The organism is Streptomyces fagopyri, from assembly GCF_009498275.1.
GTDB lineage: Bacteria > Actinomycetota > Actinomycetes > Streptomycetales > Streptomycetaceae > Streptomyces > Streptomyces fagopyri.
Genome location: NZ_CP045643.1, coordinates 1,635,175 through 1,657,732, shown reverse-complemented (window position 1 = coordinate 1,657,732; position 22,558 = coordinate 1,635,175). Strand labels below are relative to the sequence as shown.

Sequence of the window (22,558 nt, the reverse complement as noted above, 5' to 3'; positions counted from 1 at the left end):
GCATCCGCTGAGCGAAGAAGGCGAAGAAGGCGAAGAAGGCGAAGAAGACGGAGTGGCCGAGAGGCCGACACCCGGAGTGGCCGAGTAGCCGCACCGCACCTCCACCGGGCCGTCCGCCCACGAGGACGCTGTCGGTACCCGGACCTGCAGTCGGACGCATGGCACTCTCACGCGAAGAACGCGAAGCCTTCCTGGCCCAGCCGCGTGTCGCCGCGCTGGGCGTCACGGCCGGCCACGACAGGCCGCTCGGGCGGCTCCCGGGATTGTCGGCGGCGGGCGCCGAGTGGCCGCCCCGATGGCCCGCGTCCATGGCGGGGTCCTGCGAGGAGGGTGCCGTGGAAGGCCGACGGAGCTGCTGTTCGCGGGCCCGCGGAGTGACGTGGTGTGGTCCGGGCGCCGGTCACGGCAACGGCACCCTGTTCGACGCACTCCGTCGAGTCGGCCGTCAGCGTCGCCCCTGACGGCGTCCCGCAGGGGATCCCGGTGCGCATCAGGTGGTCTTACCGTGTGCGGACAGGGCAGCTGTAGTGAAAAGCCCCTGATACCGCCGTAGGACGTGCCGTGTCCCTGCCTCGTGAACGACGAACTCAGCCGTGCCCGCCGGAGGGTGAGCGGGCCGCGACCGTTGCGCGTCTCAGAGCGGAGAACGCGCGGCTCCACCAGGCCCTCGACTCCCACGCGGTCGTCGACCAGGCCATCGGCGTCCTTATCGCTCTCCACAGGCTCTCGGCCGGCAGCGGGTGGGAGATCCTGCGCGAGGTGTCGCGGCACAGTGACATCACGGTGCGGGAGGTCGCCGACCTCGTCATCGGCTGGCCCCAGGGCCACCCGATGCCCGCCCCGGTCCGTGACGAACTGGATGACGCCCTGCGCAGACGACGGCGCGACTCCGGTGCCACGCCCGAGCACGGGTGCCCGTGAACTGATCACCGACGTCCCCGCCCGCCCTTGGACCGCGACCCCCTCAGGGCCGCCGTGTCCGCTGTCTCGGAGCAGACCGGACACAGGCACGCGCAAGAGGCTCGTGGTGGGATTCCGCCGACGGGCGCACCGGAGGTGACGGTCTTCACGGGTTGTGGCTCACGGCCCTTCGAGCGAGGCGTGCGTGTCGCCCTCCGTCCGCCCCACGACCGTCCGTTAGGCTCGCGCGGCCACGACAGGTTCCGATCTTCTCGGGGAGGGCAGGGCGGCGAGGATCAACCGCGAACGCCTCGTCAGGACGCTGACGTTCTGGCTGCGTCCCGCATTCGCCCTGCGGGTCGTCAACCGCTTCCAGAAGATCGCCGGGTTCGACCGCTCGATGGCGCTGGCATCCAGCGCGCTGACGACATTGGTCCCGCTCTCCCTCCTCGTGGGCGCCGTCCTGAGCAACTTCGTCCACTACGACGCCGCGGAGCGCATCATCAAGCGCTACGGGCTCACCGGGGCCGGCGCCACCGCGGTCGACTCCCTCTTCTCCCCCGCCGAAGGCGCGGGTGTGAGCGTGGGCGTCTTCGGAGTGGTGTTCCTGACGATTTCCGTCCTGAGCTTCGCGCGCGCCTCGCAGCGACTCTTCGAACAGGCGTGGGAACTGAAGCCCCTCGGCGTGCGCACCACGCGCAAGGGCCTGTGGTGGATCCTCACCCTCGGTGGCTACGCGGTGGTCAACGGACTGCTCTCCGCGGTCGATGGCGGGGGCGGGACCCGCCTGGCGGCCGCGGTGGGACAGGCACTGGTGACCGCCGCGTTCCTCGTGTGGAGCGGCTGGATCCTGTCGGCGAAGCGGATCGACCCTCCGGACCTGCTTCCCTTCGGCATCACCGCGGCCGTCCTGACGGCGGCCTGTTCGGCCGGCGCGAGGATCTACCTGCCGCGTCTGTTCAACTCCTACGCCTCCCGCTACGGAGTGGTCGGTGCCGTCTTCGCGATGATCTCGGCCATCTTCGCGGTCATGCTCGTCACCGTCGCGTCGGCGGCACTCGGACGAGAGGTACGCGACGAACTCGGCCGCATTCGTCAGGGCCACCGTCCGTCCGACCACGAGGTACGGCGGCAATGGGACAGCGTGGTCGAGCAGACCCGGTCGCGATGGCGCACAGCCAGGGAGCAGGTCTCCCCTCGTCGGACCAGGGACTCGGACCACTGACCAGCGGGACCGGCCACTCCGGGCGTCCCCGTCAGGAGACCGGAGACGGGAGACGGGAGAACGGAGAGAGTCGGGGCCTGCGCCGGCCTCACCCGGTGCCTCTGTACCTGCGGGTCAGCAGCTTGCCGAGTTCCCACACCAGCAAGAGCGCGACAGCGGTCAGCAGCGCCCACCCGAACTGACCGGCGTCGATCGAGGTCGTCCCCAGGATGCGGCGGAATCCGTCGAGTTGGGTCACCAGCACCGAGAGCACCAGCTGGGCCAGGGCCACCCAGTTCATCTGCCTGCTGTCGAACGTGGACGGCGTCAGGACGGATTCGGTCTCGCTGCGGCACTCGAACGCGGCCACGACGAGACAGAGCGCGAAAGCGGTGAACGCGACCGACCGGCCTGTCTCGACACTGCCGAAGCGGGCCTGGCCGAGCTTGATCAGCCCGAGCAGACCACAGGTGATGGCCAGCCCGCCGAGCCCGACCGTGACGAGCACGGGCCGGGTGAGTACCGACTCCCCGCGCGGACGCGGCCTGCGGCGCATGAGCCCCGGGTTCTCCCGGTCGAAGCCCAGTGCGAAGCCGAAGGAGGCGTTGACCACGAAGTGGATCCACAGCACCTGCGGCGGGGTGAAGGGCTCACCCGCCGCGATGTCCAGGACCGTGGCGCCGAGAAACGTCAGGACGAAGGTGACCAGCAGGAGCAGGACGAACCGGATGTACTTGGTGAGGTTGTCGTAGATCGTCCGGCCCTGTTCCACGGCGTAGACGATGGTGGCGAAGTTGTCGTCGGAGAGGATCATGCGGCCGGCGGTCTTCGCCACGTCCGTGCCGCTGCCCATCGCGATGCCGATGTCCGCGGCCTTGATGGCGGGCGCGTCGTTGACGCCGTCCCCGGTCATCGCCACGACGTCGCCCCTCTTCTTGAGCGTGTCGGCGAGCAGCACCTTGTGCTCCGGGGCGACCCGCCCCACCACGCCGATGGCGTCGATGCGGGCCAGCCGTTCCCGCTCGCTCATGGCGGCGAAGTCCGCGCCGAGCACCGCCTCGCCGGGGATGCCGATCTGGCGGGCGATCGCCGCCCCGGTGGTCACGTCGTCGCCCGTCACCAGGCGGACCCGGATGTGTGCCGCCCGGGCGTCCGCCACGGCGGCTTTCGACTCCTTGCGGGGCGGATCGACCATGGCGACGAGAGCGGTCATCCGCAACTCGGTGACGTACGCGAGCAGATCGCCGTCGGGATCGAAGCCCGCCGGATCGAGGTCCCGGGTGGCCGCGGCCATCACCCGGCGGCCCTCGCCGCCCATCCGCTCGGTCTCCGCCTCGGCGCGGCCCAGCAGTTCGGCGTCCCAGGGGACGGTCCCGCCTGCCGCGAGCGCGGTGGTGGCCCGTGCCATGACCGCCGGTGCGGCGCCTTTGACGAAACAGCGCACGACCGGCAGGCCGGAGGCGCCGACGGCCGAATGGAAGGTGGCCATGAGCTTGTAGCCCGGGTCGAACGGCAGGGTCGCGACACGGGGGAGACCGTCCCTGGTGGCGTCCGTGTCCAGACCCGCCTTGTGGGCCAGCACCAGCAGCGCGCCCTCGGTGGGATCGCCCACCACCTCCCCGTCGACCAGCTTCGCGTCGCTGGCCACGACGAACGGCAGGATGGCCTCCTCGATGCCCGCGGCGGACCCCGCGGCATGATGGACCTTCCCCGCCAGTCCGTAGCCCGTGCCGGAGACGGTGTACTTGTCGGTGGGACTGAGCACCTCGACGGCGGTCATCTGGTTCATCGTGAGGGTGCCGGTCTTGTCCGAGTTGATCGCCGAGGTGAACGCGAGGGTCTCGACCGACGGCAAGTCCTTCACGATGGCGTTCCGTTTCGCCAGGTTGAGGCTTCCGACGGAGAGGATCGCCTGCGTCACCGTCGGCAACGCCTCCGGAATGGCGGCGACGGCCAGGGAGACCGCACTGACGAACAGCAGGTCCCAGGCCTGGTCCCGGCCGCGCCCCAGGGCGAACATCACGACCATGGTGAGCCCCGCCGCCGCCGTGATCCACAGCGTCAGACGGTCCAGTTCCCTGGCGAGCGGCGGTACCTCCCTCTCGGTGGCGGACAGCATTCCGGAGATCTTGCCCAGCTCGGTGTCCGCGCCGATGGCGGTCACCACCAGCACACCGCTGCCATGAGTGACCGGGGTGTTCATGAACGACGTGTTGGTCCGGTCGCCCGGCGGCAACTGCCGCCCGCCCGGCAGTGTGCCGGCGTCCTTCGCGGCGGGCACACTCTCGCCGGTGAGTGCCGACTCGTCGATCTGCAGGGCGCTGGCCTCGATGATGCGTCCGTCCGCCGGCACCTGGTCCCCGGCGGAGACGAGCACGATGTCGCCGACAACGAGTTGCTCGGCGGGGATCTCGGCCTCCGAACCGTCCCTGCGGACCCGGGCCGTGGCGCGCATCATCGATGTGAGCGCGTTCATCGCGCTCTCGGCCTTGCCCTCCTGACGCAGGCCCACGACGGCGTTCAGCACGGTCAGCACGAGGAGCAGGACCGCGGTGGTCCACTCCCTGATGCACAGCGAGACCGCCCCGGCGACCACCAGGACGATCTGCATGTTGCTGCGGTACTGGGCGAGGAACCGGCGCCAGACCGGGACCCGTTCCTCCTCAGGCAGTGCGTTGGGGCCGTACGCGGTGCGGAGTTCGGCGGCCCGCGCCGCGCTGAACCCGACCGCCGGATCGACACCGAGGGCCGTCACGACCTCCTCGGGGGAACACGCGTACCAGCAGCGGTCCCGCGCGGCCCGGCCGTCCTCCCCCACGGAATCCGGATGCACCGTCATCGCCCTGCCTCCGTTCCTGGCCCGTCGTCCCGCACCGTCCGCCGGTCTGCGGGCCCAGGGCGTGCCGTGGAACTCCCGCCTGCCTCACGACGCCCGGCACGGCCTCCGGACGGACGGCGCGACGTTCGCGACACGCCCTAACGGCGCTTGTCCTTCGGCGCCGACGCATGCCGTGCGGCGTACGGATCGGGCGGCAGACCCGGGGGAGCCTCCCGCTCCAGCTTCCGCTTGGCCGCGAGCAGTTCCTTCCGCGCCGCGTCCCCCACCTCCGGGTACCGGGGGTCGATGTCCATCAGGGTGTGCACGAGGACCGCCGCCGTACAGATCCGCGCGAACCACTTCCGGTCCGCCGGCACCACGTACCAGGGCGCCCACTTCGTACTCGTGGCCGACAGCATCTCGGAGAACGCGTGCTGGTAGTCGTCCCAGTACTGCCGCTCCCGGACATCGGCGGCGGAGAACTTCCAGTTCTTCTCCGGCAGGTCGAGACGCTTCATGAAGCGGGTGCGCTGCTCCTCCTTCGACAGGTTCAGGAAGATCTTCACCACCTTGAACCCGTTGTCCGTCAGATACCGCTCCCAGTCGTTGATCTCCCGGTACCGCCGCTCCCACACGCCCGGTCCGTCGGGCAGCCTCTGCCGCGTGAGGATCTCCGGGTGCACACGTACGACGAGGACCTCCTCGTAGTGCGAGCGGTTGAAGATGGCGATCTCACCGCGTTCGGGGAGCCGCCGGGCGTAACGCCACAGGTAGTCGTGGTCCAGTTCCTCGGCGGAGGGCACCTTGAAGCTGCTGACGCGCACACCCTGAGGATTGACGCCGCTCATCACATGACGGATCGTTCCGTCCTTGCCCCCGGCATCGAGCGCCTGGAGGCACAGCAGCACGCCGTAGGAGTCCTGGGCGGCCAGTCGTCCCTGGTACTCGGCCAGCAGATCCACCCCGGTCCGCAGCAGTCCGACTCCGTCCCGCTTCTTCAGACCGGCCTTGAAGCGCGGGTCGAAGTCCCTGCCCAGCCTGACCTTCGACCCCGGGGGCACCCGCAGCGGCTCGATGAGATCCGCGATGCGTTCGGCTCTCCTGTCCGGCATGACCCATCCTCTCCGCGGTGTCGGGACCGGGCGACGCCTCCCTCTCGCGACACGCTCATTCTCGGGTCGAAGGGACAAGATCGCCCCCTGGAGCAAGTCCCGGCGACCGGTCGGGACGTCGCTTTCCGCCGTCGCCCTCCGCCGTCGCCCTCCGCTGTCGCCCCCACCGTCGCGACCGCCGACGGAGACCCCGTTCCCCGGGGTCCGCCGCCCGCGTGCGGAGGTTCTTGACCGGAGCCACCCGCCGCCGGAGCTCGTGGGGCGTCGCGGCCGGGTGCATGGTGGATTACATGACCCACGGGCTCCCTCGTCCCGGACCGCGGCCGTTGTGGCAGCGACGGTATGCACTGCTCGTGATACCGCTGGGACTCATCGTGGTGATCAGCGTCGCGGACCTGCTGGCTCCCCAGGACATCCACCTGGGGCCCCTGCTCGTCATCGCACCCGCGGTCACCTGCTCCTTCGCGGGTCCCCGGCTGACCGCTCTGACGGGCGCCCTGGCCGTGGCCGCCCAGGCACTCATCGGCGCGGGTGAGGAATTCACCAGGAACAACGCGGTGCAGCTGGTGTCCCTCGCCCTGCTCACCTGCCTGACCGTGTTCTTCAGCCTGCTGCGTGAGCGGAAGGGCCGGCAGCTGGAGCAGGTGCGGTCGGTGTCCGAGGCCGCGCAGCGGGTACTGCTGTGGCCGCTCCCGGACCGGATCGGTCCACTGAGGACGGCGTCGCTGTACCTGGCCGCCGAGGAGGAGGCCCAGATCGGCGGTGACCTGTACGCGGCGATCCGCGACGACGACGGAGCCCGCCTGATGATCGGTGACGTACGGGGCAAGGGGCTGAACGCCATCGGCGAGGCCGCTCTGCTGCTCGGGGCCTTCCGCGAGGCCGTCCACCTGCACACCACCCTGCCGGCCCTGGCCGCTTCCCTGGACCGCAGCGTCAGCCGCCACCTGGCCGACCTGACTCCCGACAGCGAGACCGGCGAGAGCTTCATCACCGCGCTGCTCGTGGAGATCCCCGACCGGGAGGGCGTCGTCCGGATGACCAGCTGCGGCCACCCGGCCCCTCTCCTGCTCAGGCCGCGGAACACCGTCATCGTGCCGGACCTGCACCCGGCGCCGCCGTTCGGCATCGGTACGGGTGAGGCGACCCCCGACGACTACACCGTCGACGAGGCGCCGTTCACGTCGGGCGACACCCTCCTCCTGTACACCGACGGCGTCGTCGAAGCCCGCAATTCCGCCGGCGACTTCTACCCCTTCGCCCAGCGCGTCGCGCAGTGGTCCGACAGCCGTCCCGAGGCCCTTCTCCACCGTGTCAGGCGCGACCTGCTCGTCCACGCGGGCGGACACCTCGGCGACGATGCCGCCCTCGTCGCGATCCACCACGCGCCGACCCGCGACGGCCGCCGTCCAAGGGCCACTACGGCACGGTGAGCGAGCCCGCGGGCCGGACCGCGCGGAAGGCGACCGGCTTGGGCTGAGGCACGCGTGGACGCGCTGCGGGAATCGCCGGATGACCGTGGGGTGACGGCAACGGCGCCCGTCCGGCGGCCCCTTCACGGCCGCCGCGCGGATCCGCGACGGCGAGCGCCGCTCCGCCGGTGTGCCTCTCGGCGCGGTCCGGTTCCTGGGAACCGACTCCCCGTCATCCCGCCGTACGCGCGGACGCCGACCGGTGAGTCACGGGGAGCCGCGTCGAGGAGCACTCCCGCGCGTGGCTGTCGCCGCGGTACGGAACGGTGGCATGCGGTGGCCGTGATCCACTTTCGGGTGATGGGTGGGGGTGGGGTGGGGTGGCGTGTGGTGGCGGTTTGGGGGTGGGGGTCGGTGTGGGTGGGGGGTGTGGGTGGGTGGGGGCGTCAACTTTGTGGGTTCATGGTTTGAATGGACGTTACATGTGAGTGTTACGGCGATATGGATGGTCCGTAACGTGGCTCCGGGTTTCGCCTGTATCGGGTGGTGGTGGGGGCATGGTGTGGGTGTCGGTCCGTCAGGGGCCGGCCGTATCACTCGCACACGCAGCCTTGTTCCGTGCGGCTTGCTTGTCCAGGTCGTGGGGGGTGGGGGTGCCGGCATCATGTAGGGGGACTTCATGTCCGCATCTGTGTCTGTCCGTCGTTTCGCGGCTGCCGCGTTGTCCGTCGCGGCGGTGACGGGGGCGTCGGCGCTGCCGGCTTCCGCGGCCGATCACGCTCCCCGTCCTCGTGCGGCGGTGCAGATCACGCACGTGCACTACGACTCCCCGGACCGTCACCGCCGTTCCGATTTGAACGAGGAGTGGGTGGACATCACCAACACCACTCGTCGTGCGGTGGATCTGGACCGTTGGACGCTTTCGGACCGTGACGGGCGTACGTACACGTTCCGTCACTACCGTCTGGGTGGCCGTGCCACGGTCCGGGTCCACACCGGTGTCGGCCGTGACACCTTCCGTGACCTGTACCAGGACCGTCGTTCCTCGGTGTGGGACAAGCGCGCGGACACCGCGACCCTGCGCAACGACCACCGTCGCCTCGTCGACACCGTCACCTGGGGCGGCCACCACGGCGGCGGCCACGGCGGCGGTCACGGCGGCGGCCACGGCGGCGGTCACCGCTGACCCCATCCCTGACCGGGTGACCCGCACACCCCCACCCCACCCGACGGCGCGCCACCGGCCCACCCGGCCCCGGCGCGCCGCCGGCGTGTTCCGGGACGCGTCCACAGCGCGGCGCTCAACTCCCGTTCCGCGAAGCCGATCAGCCGCGGGTCCGAAGACAACTCCACCCAGGCGGCAGAGGTCCCTTCCCCGCTCGACGCGAGTGGGTGCGGCACCCGTGGACCGCGGTTGTGGCTCGTGCGCGTGGTGGTGGTCCGTGCGAGTGGTGGATCTCCCGGTGGGGTCGTAGCGTCGTGGGAGGAGGCATCCTCCGTGTGGGACGGCAGCCGGTCGTCGTCCGCCGTGCAGGCGGGGCCCGGCGGGCGGGCCGTTCCGGACGCGGGGGCCAGTGAGTCCAAGGAGAACACGGCGGGAGCGGACATGCGAAAACTCACCGTCAGGGCGGCCGTCACGTTCTGTGCCGCGGTGTCGCTGGCCACGGTCATGGGAACGGCGGACGCCGCTCCGGTGGCGTCGCCGCGGTCCGCGCACACCATCGCGCAGGAGTCGACGCGGCCCGCGGTGCCGACGCAGCCCGTCATCGTCGACTGCTTCGGGCGCCCTCAGGTGGAGCCCGGCGCGTTCGTGCTCGCCTGCGGTGACGGCAACAGCCGTCTCACCTCGCTGCGGTGGTCGCGCTGGGACGCCGGTTCCGCGGTGGCCACGGGCGTCAACGTGGTCAACGACTGCAAGCCGTACTGCGCGGCGGGGACCTTCCGCAAATATCCCGTGACCGTGCGCCTCGACCGCCCGCAGACGTGGAAGAAGGACCCCCAGGCCGCCCAGTACACCCGGCTGAGGCTCGTCTACACCGACAGCAGGCCCGCCGGATACGGTCAGAGCGTCGCCTACCCCCTGTGGAACTGAGGGCCGCGACCGCGCCGTCGGCCCCGGCTTCCGCCCGCCGGTGCGACGACCGGCCGGCGGGCGGAGTGCGTCAGGCGGACCGCAGCAGCTCGCGCAGCCCGGCGACGTCGAGGATGTGGGCCCGGGTCGGGAACACGTTGTCGAGCAGCACCCGATGGGTCTCGGGATCCGGGTCGGCGACGCCGTCCGCCAGCACGACGACGCGGTAGTCGCGGTCGGCGGCGTCGATGAGCGTGGACAGGACGACGCCGCTGGTGCTGATCCCGGTGAGGACCAGGGTGTCGATACCGCGGTCGCTCAACTGCTGGTGGAGATCGGTCGTCGAGCCCGAGCCGAAGCGGATCTTGCGGACGACGATGTCACCGTCCTGCGGCGTGAGCCGCTCGTCGATCCGGGTCGCGGAGTCCTCGTGGTGCAGCATCTTCGCCGCGGCGACGGCCGTGAACGCCTTGTTGGTCTCGGGAACCCGTGTCCAGTCGTCCTCGGTGAAGGCCACGCGGACGTAACCGATGGTCCCGCCCGCGGCGCGGACGTCGGCGATGGCACCCCTGACCCGCTCGACGAGCGCGTCGGAGTCGGGGGCGAGGGGGACGATCCCGTTCTGGAAGTCCATCGCCAGCAGGGCGGTCCGCCCGGGGACGATGGTGTGCAGGGTGGTGGTGCTCACGCGGGGTGCTCCTCAGTGGGGTTCTCAGAGTCGCCGACGTGGCCGGAGGTGTCCGGACGTCGGGCTGTGGTGCGGTACATCAGGCGACGGTCGAGGACGGTCAGCAGGAGGACCGCCAGACCTGCCGCGACCAGGACGAGGCCGAGGCTGTGCAGACCGTGGTCGCTCGCCCCGTCCCGGAAGACGATGCCGCCGATCACGGCGGAGGTGATGGTCCCGAGGTATCCGAAGGTCCGGAACAGCCCGGAAGCGGTGCCGATCTGTTCGGGCGGCGCCGCGAGGTAGAGCGCGGTCTGGTTCCCGACCGTGGTGGTCGCGGACGTGACGCCGAAGACGAGGGAGACCAGCACGATCGCGATCGCCGGACTGCGCGAGGTGAGCAGTACGACGCCGGCGGAGCCGAGCAGCATGGTCGCCGCGGAGACGATCAGCGGACCGCGCACCAGGTTGCGGCGGGCGAGCGGGCGCGCGAGCAGCGCGGAGACGGCGCCCATCGGCAGGAGCAACAGGCCCGACTCCACGGTGGAGATGCCGTGCGCGGCCTCCATCCACTGGGTCATCCCGTACATCACGGAGTAGACGCCGAGCAGGGTGAGCGCCTGCCGCAGGTAGGTACGGGCGAGGGCGCCGTTGGCGGCGAGGCCGCGGAAGTCGAAGAACGGCGCCGTCTTCCGCAGCTCCCACACGACCGTGGGCGCGCCGGTCAGGACGAGGACGGCGAGCGCGGCCCATCGGACGCCGGGAAGGCCCGTCACGAAGACGACCAGTGCGCTCATCGACACGGCGAAGCCGAGGATGCCGGGCAGATCGATCCGGGCGGCGACCTCGCGAAAGCCGGTGTTCCCGCGGCCGGGCGCGGGGTCCTTGGGCAGCCCTCGCACGGCCATCAGCATCGCGATCGCGGTGACCGGGATGTTGATCAGGAACGCCCAGCGCCAGCCCGCGGAGCCCACCAGCAGTCCGCCGATCGGCGGACCGACGGCGACGGTGGCCATGCCCGCGATCGCGATGCCCCCGAGCACGGCGCCCGGCGGGGCGTCCGCTCCGGCCTCCTGGGCGCGGCGCCGGATCAGCACCATGGCGCAGGGGAAGGCGGCCGAGGTGCCGATGCCGATCAGTACGCGGGCCACGGTCAGTGTCGCCAGGTTCCGGCCGAGACCGCCGACCAGGCCGCCGAGCAGCACCAGCACGATGCCGGACAGGAAGATCCGGCGCGGCCCGAGCACTTCGGCCAGTCTGCCCGCGGTGGGCTGCGCGACGGCGCTGGCCAGGTACAGGGAGGAGACCAGTACGGCGGTACTGCCCACCGGGACGTGCAGATCGGTCGCCATGGGCACCAGGGCGGTCGCGATGACGGAGCTGTTGATCGGATTGAGGGCGGCGCCGACGTACAGCGGCGCTGTGAACGTCCGTGCGAACGGCTTGTCCGGGAGGCCGGGCGACGCGGTGCGGGTCTCGGCGGGCGAGGCCCTCATGCGCCGCCGTCGCTCAGGTCGGCCGCCGCGAGACGTTCCAGCAGGCCGATGGCCTTCGCCACGTCCTCGCGCTCCTCCAGGGGGACGACCTGTTCGATGGCCCGCGCCAGGAAGGAGGCGCGTCCCGTGAGCAGCTTGTCGACCAGTTCGGTCGCCGACGGGGTGGCGGTCATCAGCTTCTTGCGGCCGTCCCGCGGATCAGGGGTGCCGTGAATGAGGCCGGCGGCCTTGAGGACCGCCAGGCTCTGCGCGATGGACTGCGCGCTGACGTGTTCGAGCGAGGCGAGCCGGGCCGCGGTGACCGGGCCCTCCCGCACCACGCTCAACAGCACGGCCAGCTGCGTGGCGGTCAGGCCGGTCGCGTGCTGTCCCGACTCCACGCGCAGGCGAGCGCGCAGCCGCTTCATCGCGTCGTTGAGGCGCTGCGCGTTCACGGCGGATTCCTGCGGTCCGGACTTCGAGGTCATGGCGCCAGCCTAAAACTCGACAAGCTACTTTGCCAAGTTACTTGTCTAATTTAGGCGCGTGCGGGCGCGTGGTGACCCGCGTCCGGTGACCCCTGACCCCCAGGAGGCGACTCTCCAGTCGTTGGCGCTCGCCCCGACCGGGGAGCACGCGTCCGTGACCGGCGGGCGTGGTCAGGGGCGCCCGGACGGTCCGACCATGGCCGCCGGATCGACGATGCGGTCGAATTCGGCCGCGCTGACATAGCCACTGGCCACGGCGGCTTCGCGCAGGGTCGTGCCCTCGTCGTCGGCCTTGTGGGCGATCGCGGAGGCCTTGTCGTAGCCGATCTCCGGTGACAGGGCGGTGACCAGCATCAGGGAACGGTCGACGTAGCCGGTGATCTGCTCACCGTGGAGTTCGGCGCCCTCGACGCAGTACTCGCGCAGCTTCTGGCAGGCGTCGGCGAGGATCGTGGCCGCGTGCAGGAAGTTGTTGATGATCACCGGGCGCATCGCGTTGAGCTCGAAGTTGCCCTGGGAACCGGCGAAGGCGATCGCGGAGTCCTCCGACAGGACCTGGATGCAGACCATCACCATGGCCTCGCACTGGGTCGGGTTGACCTTGCCGGGCATGATCGAGCTTCCGGGCTCGTTGGCCGGAAGAACCAGTTCGCCCAGCCCGCAGCGGGGCCCGGAGGCCAGCCACCGGATGTCGTTCGCGATCTTCATCAGGGGCACCGCCAGGGCCCGCAGGCCCGCCGACGCGTTGACCATGGCGTCCAGGCCGCCCTGCGCGGCGAACTTGTTCGGCGCGGTGACGAACGGGTACCCGGTCGCCTCCGCGATCTCGTGAGCGATCTCTTCGGCGAAGCCCTCCGGCGCGTTCAGGCCGGTGCCCACCGCCGTTCCGCCGGCGGCGAGTTCGAACAGACCCTGGGTGGACGCGGTCGCCACGGCCATGGCCTGCTTGAGCTGGTGGGCGTAGCCCGACCACTCCTGCCCGACGGTCAGCGGGACCGCGTCCTCCAGATGGGTACGGCCGATCTTCACCACGTCCTGCCATCGCTCGGCCTTGGCCTCGATGGAGCGGTGCAGTGCCTGCACCGCCGGCAGCAGGTGTTCGTGGACCTCCTTGACGGCGGCGATGTGCATCGCGGTGGGGAAGGTGTCGTTGGAGGACTGCCCCATGTTCACATGGTCGTTGGGGTGCACCGGGGTCTTGCTCCCCAGCCGGCCGCCGGTCAGCTGGACGGCACGGTTGCCGATCACCTCGTTGGTGTTCATGTTGGACTGCGTGCCCGAGCCGGTCTGCCAGACGTAGAGCGGGAAGTTCTCGTCCAGCGCCCCGCTGATCACCTCGTCGCTGACCCGCTCGATCAGGTCCGCCATCCAGCCCGGCAGGCGCCCGGCGCGTCCGTTGACGATCGCGGCGGCCTTCTTGACGTGGCCGTACGCGTGGTAGACCGCCTTGGGCATGCGGTCGTCACCGATCGAGAAATGGATCAGCGACCGCTGGGTCTGCGCACCCCAGTACCGGTCCGCGGGTACGTCGACGGTGCCCATGGAGTCGGTCTCCTGCCGTGTCCCGGCCGCCGACAGGCCGATCGGCAGGTCCAGCACCGTCGGCACGGGTTCCCCGTCCGCGCCGGTCACGCCGCGCCGCCGTCGGAGTACGTCGGCTGCCACATGGCGTCCTGAACCGCCTGCACCACGTTGTCGATCTTCGCGGTGGCGACGCCTTCCGCCTGGGCGGCACGCACCACGGCGACAGCGGTGGTGGCGGTGGAGGCCCGCAGGTTCTCGACCTCGGGCAGCAGCGAAGCGCCCGGGGCGCTCACGTCCACCTGGCCGGCGACCGCCTCGGCGGCCGCGATCAGCATGCCCGGAGTCACCGTGCCGGCGCCGGACACGATGGTGCCCAGCCCCAGCCCGGGGTACACGAGCGCGTTGTTGGCCTGGCCGAAGTGGTAGTTCACGCCCTCGTACCGCATCGGTCCGAACGGCAGCCCGGTCGCGACCAGCGCCCTGCCGTCCGTCCACGCGATGACGTCCTGCGGCTCGGCCTCGATCTTCGAGGTGGGGTTGGAGATCGGCAGGATGATCGGCCGCTCGACCCCCCGCGCCATGGTCCTGACGATCTCCTCGGTGAACGCGCCGTGCGCGGTCGAGGTCCCCAGCAGGATGGTCGGAGCCGCGTGGCCGACCGTGTCCAGCAGCGAGATCGCTCCTCCACCGCCCCATCCGCCGACGTCCTCGGGCCTGCGGGCATAGGGCTTCTGGAAGTCGCGGAGGTCGGTCATGTCACTGGTCAACAGCCCCTGTTTGTCCACCAGCCAGATCCGGGAGGTGGCCTCCTCCGCCGTGGCGCCGTCGCGCACCATCGCCGCGTGGATCTGGTCGGCGATGCCCACGCCCGCGGTTCCGGCGCCGAACACCACGAGCTTCTGGCTCCGCATCGGCACGCCGGTCACCTTCACCGCCGACAGCACGGAGGCCAGGGTGATCGCCCCGGTTCCCTGCAGATCGTCGTTGAAGACGCGGTACCGGTGACCGTAGGTCTCCAGGATCCGGCGGGCGTTGCCCGGTCCGAAGTCCTCGAAGTGCAGCAGCGCGTTCGGGAACATCGTGGACGCGGTCGCCAGGTACTTCTCGATGAACGCGTCGTACGCGGCGCCGCGGACCCGCGCGTGCCGGTTGCCCAGGTACAGCGGGTCGTTGAGCAGGACCTCGTTGTCGGTTCCGACATCCAGTGACACCGGGATCACCCGGCGCGGGTCGATCCCCGCGGCCGCCGTGTAGATGGCGAGCTTGCCGATCGCGATCTCGATGCCGCCCACGCCCCAGTCGCCGATGCCCAGGATCTCCTCGGCGTCCGTGCACACCAGCAGTTCGACGTCCTCGGACCTGAGCCCCAGGGTGCCGAAAGCCGCCTCGATGTCGTCCGGCGCGTCGATCGACAGGAAGATGCCCCGCGGGCTGCGGAACTCCTCGGAGTACTGCTCGATGGCGTCACCGACGGTCGGGTCGTAGACGACCGGGAGCAGTTCGGCGAGGTGGTCGGCGAGCACCCGGTAGTAGAGGGTCTCGTTGCGGTCGTGCAACTGTTCCAGGAACACATACTTGGCCAAGTCGTCGCGCTGGCCCTGTAGTTGCCGGTACGCCCGCTGGGCCTGCTGTCCCAACGTCAGTACGTTGGAGGGCAGTCGGCCGGTCAGCCCGTACTCGTCCCGTTCGGACGCGCTGAACGCGACACCGTGATTGCTCATCGGGTCCTGAAGGACGCCCGGTGTCGCCGGCGTCCGGACCGCATGCGTGGTGCTCATCCCATTCCCCTAGCCATGGCTGGTTCACGAACCGTCGGAGGCCGAACGCCCGGGTCACGCCGAACGTGTCGCGCTCGCGTCGAGCGTGCCGTGCCGATGCCGTACGTCGCGGCCGATGCCGTACGTCGCGGTCGTGTCGGGCGCGCGGTCACGCCGGACCTCACGGTCACACCGGACGTCGCGCTCGCGCGGGCGGCACGCTCTCGGCGCACACCTCACGACCCGTCGCACGTCACGTGCGGAGGGCGATGAGCGGCGCGTCCAGGGCCTCGCTCATGACTTCAGGCTACGCCCGGCCACCGTTCACGACATCTGCGACGCGGGTATCCCGCGGCGGGGCCGAGCCGTCGCGCACGGCGGCTGACCTGCGGATACGTGATCCGTGCCGGTTCCCGTACCGGCGTGGAACGGCTCGCGCCGGGCAACGCCGCGCATGCCACGCCCTCCCGGGCGGTGGCGCACACACGATCCCTGTGGGCCGGGTACCACCCGCGCGACGGCGGGGACGGCCGTCGCCGCCCCCGCCGCTGCCGTCGGTGTGCGGGTCAGCGCGTGGTGAGCATGCCCGCGCGGAGCTTGGTGAGGGTGCGGGTGAGAAGGCGGGAGACGTGCATCTGGGAGACGCCGAGGTGCTCGCCGATCTGCGCCTGGGTCAGTTCGTCGACGAACCGCATGTGGATGATGCGCCGTTCACGGTCGTCGAGTTCGGCGATCAGGGGGGCCAGGGCGTTGAAGTCCTCGACGAGTTCGAGGGCGCTGTCGTCGGCGCCGATGAAGTCGGCCAGTACGGCCTCTCCCTCGTCGCCGGAGCCGAGGGCGGCGTCGAGGGAGGAGGAGGTGTACCCGTTGGAGGCGAGGCGGGCCTCGTCGACCTCCTGCTCGCTGAGGCACATCAGCTGGGAGAGTTCCTTGACGGTGGGGGTACGGCCCAGCCGGCAGCTCAGTTCCTCGGTGGCCCTGGCGAGCTGGATGCGGGCTTCCTGCAGACGCCGGGGCACGTGAACGGCCCAGCTGGTGTCGCGGAAGAAGCGCTTGATCTCGCCGACGATGTACGGGACGGCGAAGGAGGTGAACTCGACCTCGCGGGTGAGTTCGAACCGGTCGATCGCCTTGATGAGCCCGATCGTGCCGACCTGGACGATGTCCTCCATCTCGTCCTGGTCGCGGCTGCGGAACCGCGCGGCCGCGAAGCGGACGAGGGAGACGTTCATCTCGATGAGCGTGTTGCGCGCGTACTGGTACTCGGGCGTGCCCTCTTCCAGGACGCCGAGTCGGTCGAAGAACAGCCGGGACAACTGCCGGGCGTCCCTGGGGGCGACGCGTGACGGGTCGGCGATCTCCGGCAGCACGGTCGGCCGTGCCTCCGTCGTCTCGGTCACTGTCATGCCAGGCCCCTCCCATGTGATCCGGCCCCCGTGCCGCCGGCCTGATGCGGGCCGACAACCGTTCGCGTACCCGCCATGGGGAAATGCATGCCGGCCGATTCGACAGCGAGCCCGAGACCCCGCGAGGGCCGGCGCCGGGCGGGGACCGACCGTGACGGACACCGGCCCGGCGCTGCTCCCGGGCGGGGGCCCGCGAGCAGGCCTCAGGCTGCGGGATGTGGTCCGACGGCCTGCCGGTAGGCCACATGCCCGCCCAGCGCACCGCTCATGGCGACCGCCGCGAGCCCGCCCAGCGACCACAGCCGGCCCTTCGCCGAGTGACCGCGCAGTCGCGCCGCCAGGGAAGCGGTGTAGCAGGCCACGGCCGCGACGTTCGAGACCGCGTGGACCAGTCCGACCCGGGCCTGCTCGGGCGGCAGGTCCGCCCAGTCGGCCCAGCCGGCGACCGCCGCCGGGGCGGCTCCGGCCAGACCGACGGCCGTGAGGGTGGTGGGCGCGCTCCGCCCCGCCGGCGCGATGTCCAGTACGGCGGCCGACAGCCAGCAGCCGATCGGTACCTGGACCAGGACGGGATGCACGGGATGGCCCAGTGGCCTGCCGCGCAGCAGATCGCGTGCCTCGCCCAGCGGGAGCGAGCGGATTCCCCGCTGGAGAAGCCGGATCGCCGGATCCGCGGCCCCCGACCGTTCGATGCGGTCCAGGGCCGTCAGCCACCATGCCGACGCGGTGTCCAGGACCGACGGCGTCCAGGAACGGGTGGAGGTGTCGAGGACGTGAGTGTTCATGCACAACGACTACCCGGCAGCCCGTCGCCGTCCCGCCGTCGCCGCGACTGCACCCGAACGGTCCGCCTCCCGACGGGGAGTCGTGATGCGTCCACGGCCCCGGTCACGTCGCTCCGCGGGGACGAAGCCGGCCGGATCGTCACCGCGCCGCCGGACGGCCGCCTCACCGAGCGCGTGAGGCAGCGCGAGCACCTCGACGTCCATCCGCTGACCACCTGCGCGGAAGGGCGGCATGAGTGGCCCGGAGCGGGGCACTCGGACGTTGCACGACAGGGATCCAGTGGCCGTCGATCGGGTGGCCGACCGGATTTCACCTGTCCCGGGTTACGCAGCGGGCGGGAAGAGGGTGCTGTGAGCCCGGCGAGACACGGGTCCGCACGCATCGAAGAGACGTGAAGATCGGAATCGAAATGATTGTCCTTGGCGCCATTCTGCTCGTCATCGGCCTGCTGGTCGGTGTGTCACTGCTGACGACCGTGGGCGGTGTGCTCGTCGTGGTCGGCGCGGTCCTGTGGATCCTGGGTGCGAGCGGCCGCACGGTCGGCGGCCGCAAACACTACTTCTAGAACGGCACTTCGGGACCCGCGCGTCGCGCGGGCGCGGCGGCGCGAACGCCCTGCCGGGGACGGTCCCCGGCGGGCGCGCCGCGGACCGAGCCGAAGGCCCGTCCTGCCCACCGGCATTCCCTTTGTACGGCCCCGGGGCCCGCGGAGAAGCACCTTCCGCCGGCCCCGTCGGCATGCCCGGCGCGGGCCCCGGACGGACAGACCCGCAGGTTCCGGACATACCCACCGGTTCCGGCCGGGGCACGGTCGCACGACAGCGCTCCAGGGACGCGAGAAGCCGTACGTACGCGAGACGCGGCACGCCGTACGCGCGACGCGAGACGCGAGACGCCGGACCGTGTCATCGTGCCGTCGGACGGGAAGTGGGGGCCGGACGAAGGGTCTTCGTCCGGCCCCCACTGTCGGGGTGGTGTCGCGGGGTCAGGCGCGGCGCCGGCCCTGGTAGTAGGTGCCGACCTGCTCGTGGTACCCGGTGTCGCCGATGTGCTTGTCCTTGTCGAACTCGGGGGAGTCCTTGATCTGGTCCTTGGTGAGGGCGACGTAGATCTTCTGTTCGGCCTGGTCGATCGTGGTCACGGTGCCGGCGGGCAGCAGGACGTGCTTGCCGAAGATCCATACGCCGGTGTCGACGACGAGGTACGAGGAGTGCACGTCGTCGGAGTGCTTGTCGACCTTGCCGATACTTCCGTCGGTGGCTTCGACCTTGTAGCCGATCAGGTCGGTGCCCGGGGCGTGGCCGGTGGTCGGCTGGTAGCCCCAGATGTTGTCGCTCATAAAACGGCTCCTTCTTCGATACTTTTCGCTTCCCCGCGTTCAGGAATTGCGGGGCTGTGCAGGCGCCATCGAATTCGGTGACGTTTTCCCGGGACGGCGGGTGCCCTGTGTCCCGGGTGCTACACATCGAATGTTCCGGGAGACCGGAGGTGGCGTGGCCGATGTTTTCCCTGTGGAAACTTTCCGGGTTTGGGGGCCGGGTATCGGGTGAGACGGAGGGTGCAACGATTTCCGAATACGACAGGGTGTGAGTGGTTGTGGCTGCGGACGAGAAGGCTCAGGCCAAGGGCGAGCAGGCCAAGGGCAAGGTCAAGAAGGTCGTCGGTGGCGCGGTGGGCAACGAGTCCCTGCGGGCCGAGGGCCGTGCCGAGGAGTCCAAGGGTGACCTGCGGGAGGCCAAGGAGAAGGCCAAGGACGCCGTCAAGCCCAAGTAGCACCACGGCAGGCCCACGCGAGGTCGATGTGTCCGATCCCGGCAGCCCGATTTCCCTTCGGACTGCCGGGATCCGTGCTGTTCCCGGACCCCCACCCCCGGAAGCGGCGAAGAAAGCACAGCCCTTGCGGACGATTTCGCGCCATGGTCCCGAGTTCCGGATCTGTCGTCAGGACCCTGGTGGGCGCAGGTGTTCCCGCCGAGTCGTCGAACCGGCGGGAACGCGGTGGGAACCCCGCGGATCTCGCCGCGGCCGGCGGACCCGGCGTGCCGGAAGGTGTGGTGTGGCGCAGCCTGGATACGCGGGCGACGACGCACGCAGCCGTCCCGGAGGTCACACGTCATGGACAGTCAGGACAACGAGGAAGTCATGGGCGACGAGGTCTACCAGCCCGACGGCCCCGAGGGGCGCGACGACGAGGGCATCCTCGACCCGGAGGACTCGCTCGACGACCGCGGCGCGGACCCGTACGACGAAGGCTGGTCACCGCCCGAGCGCCCGCTCGGGGTGGAGCACCTGGGCACGACCGCGCGGGAGCAGCGGGAGGGCGAGAGCCTGGACCAGCGACTGTCGGAGGAACTGGCGGACCCGGCTCTGGCGGAACCGGAGACCGACGACGGTCTCGGTGACCTCCCGGACGGTGAGGGTGAACCGCTGGACGACGAGGTGGGCCAAGACCGCGCGGGCCGTCTCGTGGCACTGGACGAGGGGGCCCACGAGGACGCCGAGAAGGACATGTTCGCCGAGGACGTCGGCATCGACGGCGGCGCCGCCTCGGCGGAGGAAGCGGCCGTCCACCGGATCCGGGACGACGGCCCCGACGGTCTCTGAGGCGTTCCGGTGTGCGGGCGCCGGCGTGACCGTACGCGCCGGTCCACGAGGCATCAGCTGTACGCAGAGGCCAGGAAGAAGGGCGTCGAGGGGCGCTCCACGATGAACAAGCGGCGGCCGCGCGACGCGCTGGGCCGCTGAGCACCGGCCCCTTCCGGCCCATGGGCCGGCGGATCACCCCGGCGCGGGCGCCGGTGCGGTGTTCCGACGCCCGTCCGCGTCCTCCTGGGCCGTGATCCACTTTCGGGTGATGGGTGGGGGTGGGGTGGGGTGGCGTGTGGTGGCGGTTTGGGGGTGGGGGTCGGTGTGGGTGGGGGGTGTGGGTGGGTGGGGGCGTCAACTTTGTGGGTTCATGGTTTGAATGGACGTTACATGTGAGTGTTACGGCGATATGGATGGTCCGTAACGTGGCTCCGGGTTTCGCCTGTATCGGGTGGTGGTGGGGGCATGGTGTGGGTGTCGGTCCGTCAGGGGCCGGCCGTATCACTCGCACACGCAGCCTTGTTCCGTGCGGCTTGCTTGTCCAGGTCGTGGGGGGTGGGGGTGCCGGCATCATGTAGGGGGACTTCATGTCCGCATCTGTGTCTGTCCGTCGTTTCGCGGCTGCCGCGTTGTCCGTCGCGGCGGTGACGGGGGCGTCGGCGCTGCCGGCTTCCGCGGCCGATCACGCTCCCCGTCCTCGTGCGGCGGTGCAGATCACGCACGTGCACTACGACTCCCCGGACCGTCACCGCCGTTCCGATTTGAACGAGGAGTGGGTGGACATCACCAACACCACTCGTCGTGCGGTGGATCTGGACCGTTGGACGCTTTCGGACCGTGACGGGCGTACGTACACGTTCCGTCACTACCGTCTGGGTGGCCGTGCCACGGTCCGGGTCCACACCGGTGTCGGCCGTGACACCTTCCGTGACCTGTACCAGGACCGTCGTTCCTCGGTGTGGGACAAGCGCGCGGACACCGCGACCCTGCGCAACGACCACCGTCGCCTCGTCGACACCGTCACCTGGGGCGGCCACCACGGCGGCGGCCACGGCGGCGGTCACGGCGGCGGTCACGGCGGCGGTCACGGCGGCGGTCACCGCTGACCCCATCCCTGACCGGGTGACCCGCACACCCCCACCCCACCCGACGGCGCGCCACCGGCCCACCCGGCCCCGGCGCGCCGCCGGCGTGTGTTCCCCGCCCCGATGCGCGCGGTACAGCCGGGGCGGATTCTCCTTCGCCGATGGCGATGGCGATGGCGATGGTGATGGCGTCGGCGATGGCGATGGCGTCGGCGCCCCGTGGAACCGCGACTCCCACGCATAACGCCGTGTGGGCCGTCGCGGGCCGGGGACTTCAACCAAAGCCGTATCAGGCGCCCTTGGTCCTGACCACGTGGTCGTTGCTGACGTGGGTGGGCGTGTCCGTGATACCTTCGGCGCCGCCGTACGCGTCCGCGAACCGAGGAGGTGAGACCGATCAACGCTGTGACAGGTCGGGCCTCCCTCTCCCGTATGGCCTAGGGAGTTGCCCGCAAGAGGCATCCCGAAAGGCCCGGAACACCATGCGCTTCACCTCTCGGACGTCGTTCGACGGCGTCCTCGAACAGCTCTTCACCCTCGATGAGATCCCCGGCGTGCTGTGGACGCCGGAAGGTGCCGTCGGCACACGTCCGCTCGTCCTGATGGGACACGGCGGCGGGCAGCACAAGAAGACCCCCGACCTCCTGGCCCTCGCGCGCCGCATCGTGGCCGAGTGCGGATTCTCGGCCGTGGCGGTCGACGTGCCCGGCCACGGAGACCGGCCGGTGGACGAGGAGTACGACCGGATCGCGACCCGGAACCAGGCTCGCGTGGCCGCCGGAGAGGAGTTGGCTCCGCTGATCGCCGGCTTCCAGGCGCTCGTGGCTCGCCGGACCGTCCCGGAATGGCGAGCGGTCCTCGACGCGGTCCAGCGGCTCGAACACGTCGGTCCGGGTCCGGTGGGCTACTGGGGGGTCTCACTGGGGTGCGGACTCGGCGTTCCGTTCGTCGCCGCCGAACCCCGGGTCCGCGCGGCGGTCCTGGGGCTCGGCGGGGCGTCGGCGTCGGCCGAGGACGCCGCCCGCGTCACGGTGCCGGTGCAGTTCCTGGTGCAGTGGGACGACGAGCGAGTGCCGCGGGCCCAAAGCCTGGCCCTGTTCGACGCGTTGGCGTCGGCCGAGAAGACGCTCCACGCCAACGTCGGCAGGCACGGCGAGGTCCCGGCCTTCGAACTGGACAGCACCCTGGGGTTCTTCGCGCGGCATCTCGCCTGACACCCGGCGCCGGACGACCCGTTCGCCCCGGCCCGTCCGCCGTGTCGCGGCGG

20 protein-coding genes and 1 pseudogene are annotated in these 22,558 nt (G+C 70.7%); 11 read left to right on the top strand and 10 right to left on the bottom strand.

Annotation, left to right across the window (positions count from 1 at the left end):
• Positions 1 to 561 precede the first annotated feature (561 nt).
• Together GFH48_RS07050 and GFH48_RS07045 are read left to right on the top strand one after the other, a co-directional pair.
• Positions 562 to 921: an ANTAR domain-containing protein gene (locus tag GFH48_RS07050; protein ID WP_228120431.1), complete on the top strand. Its 360-nt coding sequence runs from the start codon at positions 562 to 564 to the stop codon at positions 919 to 921.
• Between the two features lie 379 nt (positions 922 to 1,300).
• Positions 1,301 to 2,125, top strand: a complete 825-nt coding sequence (locus GFH48_RS07045; protein ID WP_153287431.1) for a hypothetical protein — start codon at positions 1,301 to 1,303, stop codon at positions 2,123 to 2,125.
• Between the two features lie 88 nt (positions 2,126 to 2,213).
• Here GFH48_RS07045 and GFH48_RS07040 read toward each other — a convergent pair whose 3' ends face one another.
• Complete coding sequence (locus GFH48_RS07040) at positions 2,214 to 4,943, bottom strand: cation-translocating P-type ATPase (RefSeq protein ID WP_153287430.1); 2,730 nt, start codon at positions 4,941 to 4,943, stop codon at positions 2,214 to 2,216.
• Positions 4,944 to 5,080: 137 nt separating this feature from the next.
• Positions 5,081 to 6,034 carry a polyphosphate kinase 2 family protein gene (locus GFH48_RS07035; RefSeq protein WP_153287429.1) on the bottom strand — a complete coding sequence of 318 codons (954 nt, stop codon included), beginning with the start codon at positions 6,032 to 6,034 and terminating at the stop codon, positions 5,081 to 5,083.
• Between the two features lie 290 nt (positions 6,035 to 6,324).
• On the opposite strand from GFH48_RS07035, the gene GFH48_RS07030 reads away from it, so the two are divergent.
• From GFH48_RS07030 to GFH48_RS07020, 3 genes are all read left to right on the top strand, one after another.
• Entirely contained in the window at positions 6,325 to 7,467 is a 1,143-nt protein-coding gene (locus GFH48_RS07030; protein WP_153287428.1) for a PP2C family protein-serine/threonine phosphatase, read from the top strand.
• A gap of 778 nt (positions 7,468 to 8,245) precedes the next feature.
• The gene (locus GFH48_RS07025) at positions 8,246 to 8,632 is read left to right on the top strand and encodes a lamin tail domain-containing protein (RefSeq protein WP_407698617.1); all 387 of its coding nucleotides are present in this window, start codon (positions 8,246 to 8,248) and stop codon (positions 8,630 to 8,632) included.
• Positions 8,633 to 9,052: 420 nt separating this feature from the next.
• Entirely contained in the window at positions 9,053 to 9,538 is a 486-nt protein-coding gene (locus GFH48_RS07020; protein WP_153287426.1) for a hypothetical protein, read from the top strand.
• A gap of 70 nt (positions 9,539 to 9,608) precedes the next feature.
• Here GFH48_RS07020 and GFH48_RS07015 read toward each other — a convergent pair whose 3' ends face one another.
• The 7 genes from GFH48_RS07015 to GFH48_RS06985 form a co-directional block, all read right to left on the bottom strand.
• On the bottom strand, positions 9,609 to 10,205 hold the full coding sequence (locus GFH48_RS07015; protein ID WP_153287425.1) for a cysteine hydrolase family protein: 597 nt from the start codon (positions 10,203 to 10,205) through the stop codon (positions 9,609 to 9,611).
• On the bottom strand, positions 10,202 to 11,680 hold the full coding sequence (locus GFH48_RS07010) for an MFS transporter (RefSeq protein WP_153287424.1): 1,479 nt from the start codon (positions 11,678 to 11,680) through the stop codon (positions 10,202 to 10,204). Before GFH48_RS07010 ends, GFH48_RS07015 begins: the two co-directional genes overlap by 4 nt.
• Positions 11,677 to 12,147: a MarR family winged helix-turn-helix transcriptional regulator gene (locus tag GFH48_RS07005; protein ID WP_153287423.1), complete on the bottom strand. Its 471-nt coding sequence runs from the start codon at positions 12,145 to 12,147 to the stop codon at positions 11,677 to 11,679. The genes GFH48_RS07010 and GFH48_RS07005 overlap by 4 nt, the downstream gene beginning before the upstream one ends.
• A 171-nt stretch (positions 12,148 to 12,318) precedes the next feature.
• A complete protein-coding gene (fumC, locus tag GFH48_RS07000; protein ID WP_228120429.1) occupies positions 12,319 to 13,812 on the bottom strand; it encodes a class II fumarate hydratase in 1,494 nt (497 codons plus the stop codon).
• Positions 13,776 to 15,449, bottom strand: coding sequence for an NAD-dependent malic enzyme (locus GFH48_RS06995; RefSeq protein ID WP_153287422.1), 1,674 nt, complete (start codon positions 15,447 to 15,449; stop codon positions 13,776 to 13,778). The genes fumC and GFH48_RS06995 overlap by 37 nt, the downstream gene beginning before the upstream one ends.
• Positions 15,450 to 15,994: 545 nt before the next feature.
• Complete coding sequence (locus GFH48_RS06990; RefSeq protein WP_153287421.1) at positions 15,995 to 16,834, bottom strand: RNA polymerase sigma factor SigF; 840 nt, start codon at positions 16,832 to 16,834, stop codon at positions 15,995 to 15,997.
• 203 nt (positions 16,835 to 17,037) lie between these two features.
• Complete coding sequence (locus tag GFH48_RS06985) at positions 17,038 to 17,619, bottom strand: DUF2231 domain-containing protein (RefSeq protein ID WP_153287420.1); 582 nt, start codon at positions 17,617 to 17,619, stop codon at positions 17,038 to 17,040.
• 410 nt (positions 17,620 to 18,029) lie between these two features.
• On the opposite strand from GFH48_RS06985, the gene GFH48_RS38485 reads away from it, so the two are divergent.
• Complete coding sequence (locus GFH48_RS38485; protein WP_187286150.1) at positions 18,030 to 18,185, top strand: DUF6131 family protein; 156 nt, start codon at positions 18,030 to 18,032, stop codon at positions 18,183 to 18,185.
• 420 nt (positions 18,186 to 18,605) lie between these two features.
• On the opposite strand, the gene GFH48_RS06980 is transcribed toward GFH48_RS38485, so the two are convergent.
• On the bottom strand, positions 18,606 to 18,959 hold the full coding sequence (locus tag GFH48_RS06980) for a PRC-barrel domain-containing protein (protein WP_153287419.1): 354 nt from the start codon (positions 18,957 to 18,959) through the stop codon (positions 18,606 to 18,608).
• 257 nt (positions 18,960 to 19,216) lie between these two features.
• Between GFH48_RS06980 and GFH48_RS06975 the strand changes: the two genes are divergently transcribed.
• The 5 genes and pseudogenes from GFH48_RS06975 to GFH48_RS06960 all read left to right on the top strand — a co-directional run bounded on the left by GFH48_RS06975 (position 19,217) and on the right by GFH48_RS06960 (position 22,505).
• Complete coding sequence (locus GFH48_RS06975; protein WP_153287418.1) at positions 19,217 to 19,393, top strand: CsbD family protein; 177 nt, start codon at positions 19,217 to 19,219, stop codon at positions 19,391 to 19,393.
• A gap of 342 nt (positions 19,394 to 19,735) precedes the next feature.
• The gene (locus GFH48_RS06970) at positions 19,736 to 20,224 is read left to right on the top strand and encodes a DUF5709 domain-containing protein (RefSeq protein WP_153287417.1); all 489 of its coding nucleotides are present in this window, start codon (positions 19,736 to 19,738) and stop codon (positions 20,222 to 20,224) included.
• 45 nt (positions 20,225 to 20,269) lie between these two features.
• Positions 20,270 to 20,365 (top strand): annotated as a pseudogene (locus tag GFH48_RS40075) (plasmid stabilization protein); the annotation flags it as partial.
• A 548-nt stretch (positions 20,366 to 20,913) separates the two neighbouring features.
• Entirely contained in the window at positions 20,914 to 21,312 is a 399-nt protein-coding gene (locus GFH48_RS06965; RefSeq protein WP_407698616.1) for a lamin tail domain-containing protein, read from the top strand.
• 461 nt (positions 21,313 to 21,773) lie between these two features.
• Positions 21,774 to 22,505, top strand: a complete 732-nt coding sequence (locus GFH48_RS06960; RefSeq protein ID WP_153287415.1) for a dienelactone hydrolase family protein — start codon at positions 21,774 to 21,776, stop codon at positions 22,503 to 22,505.
• The last annotated feature ends 53 nt before the right edge of the window (positions 22,506 to 22,558 follow it).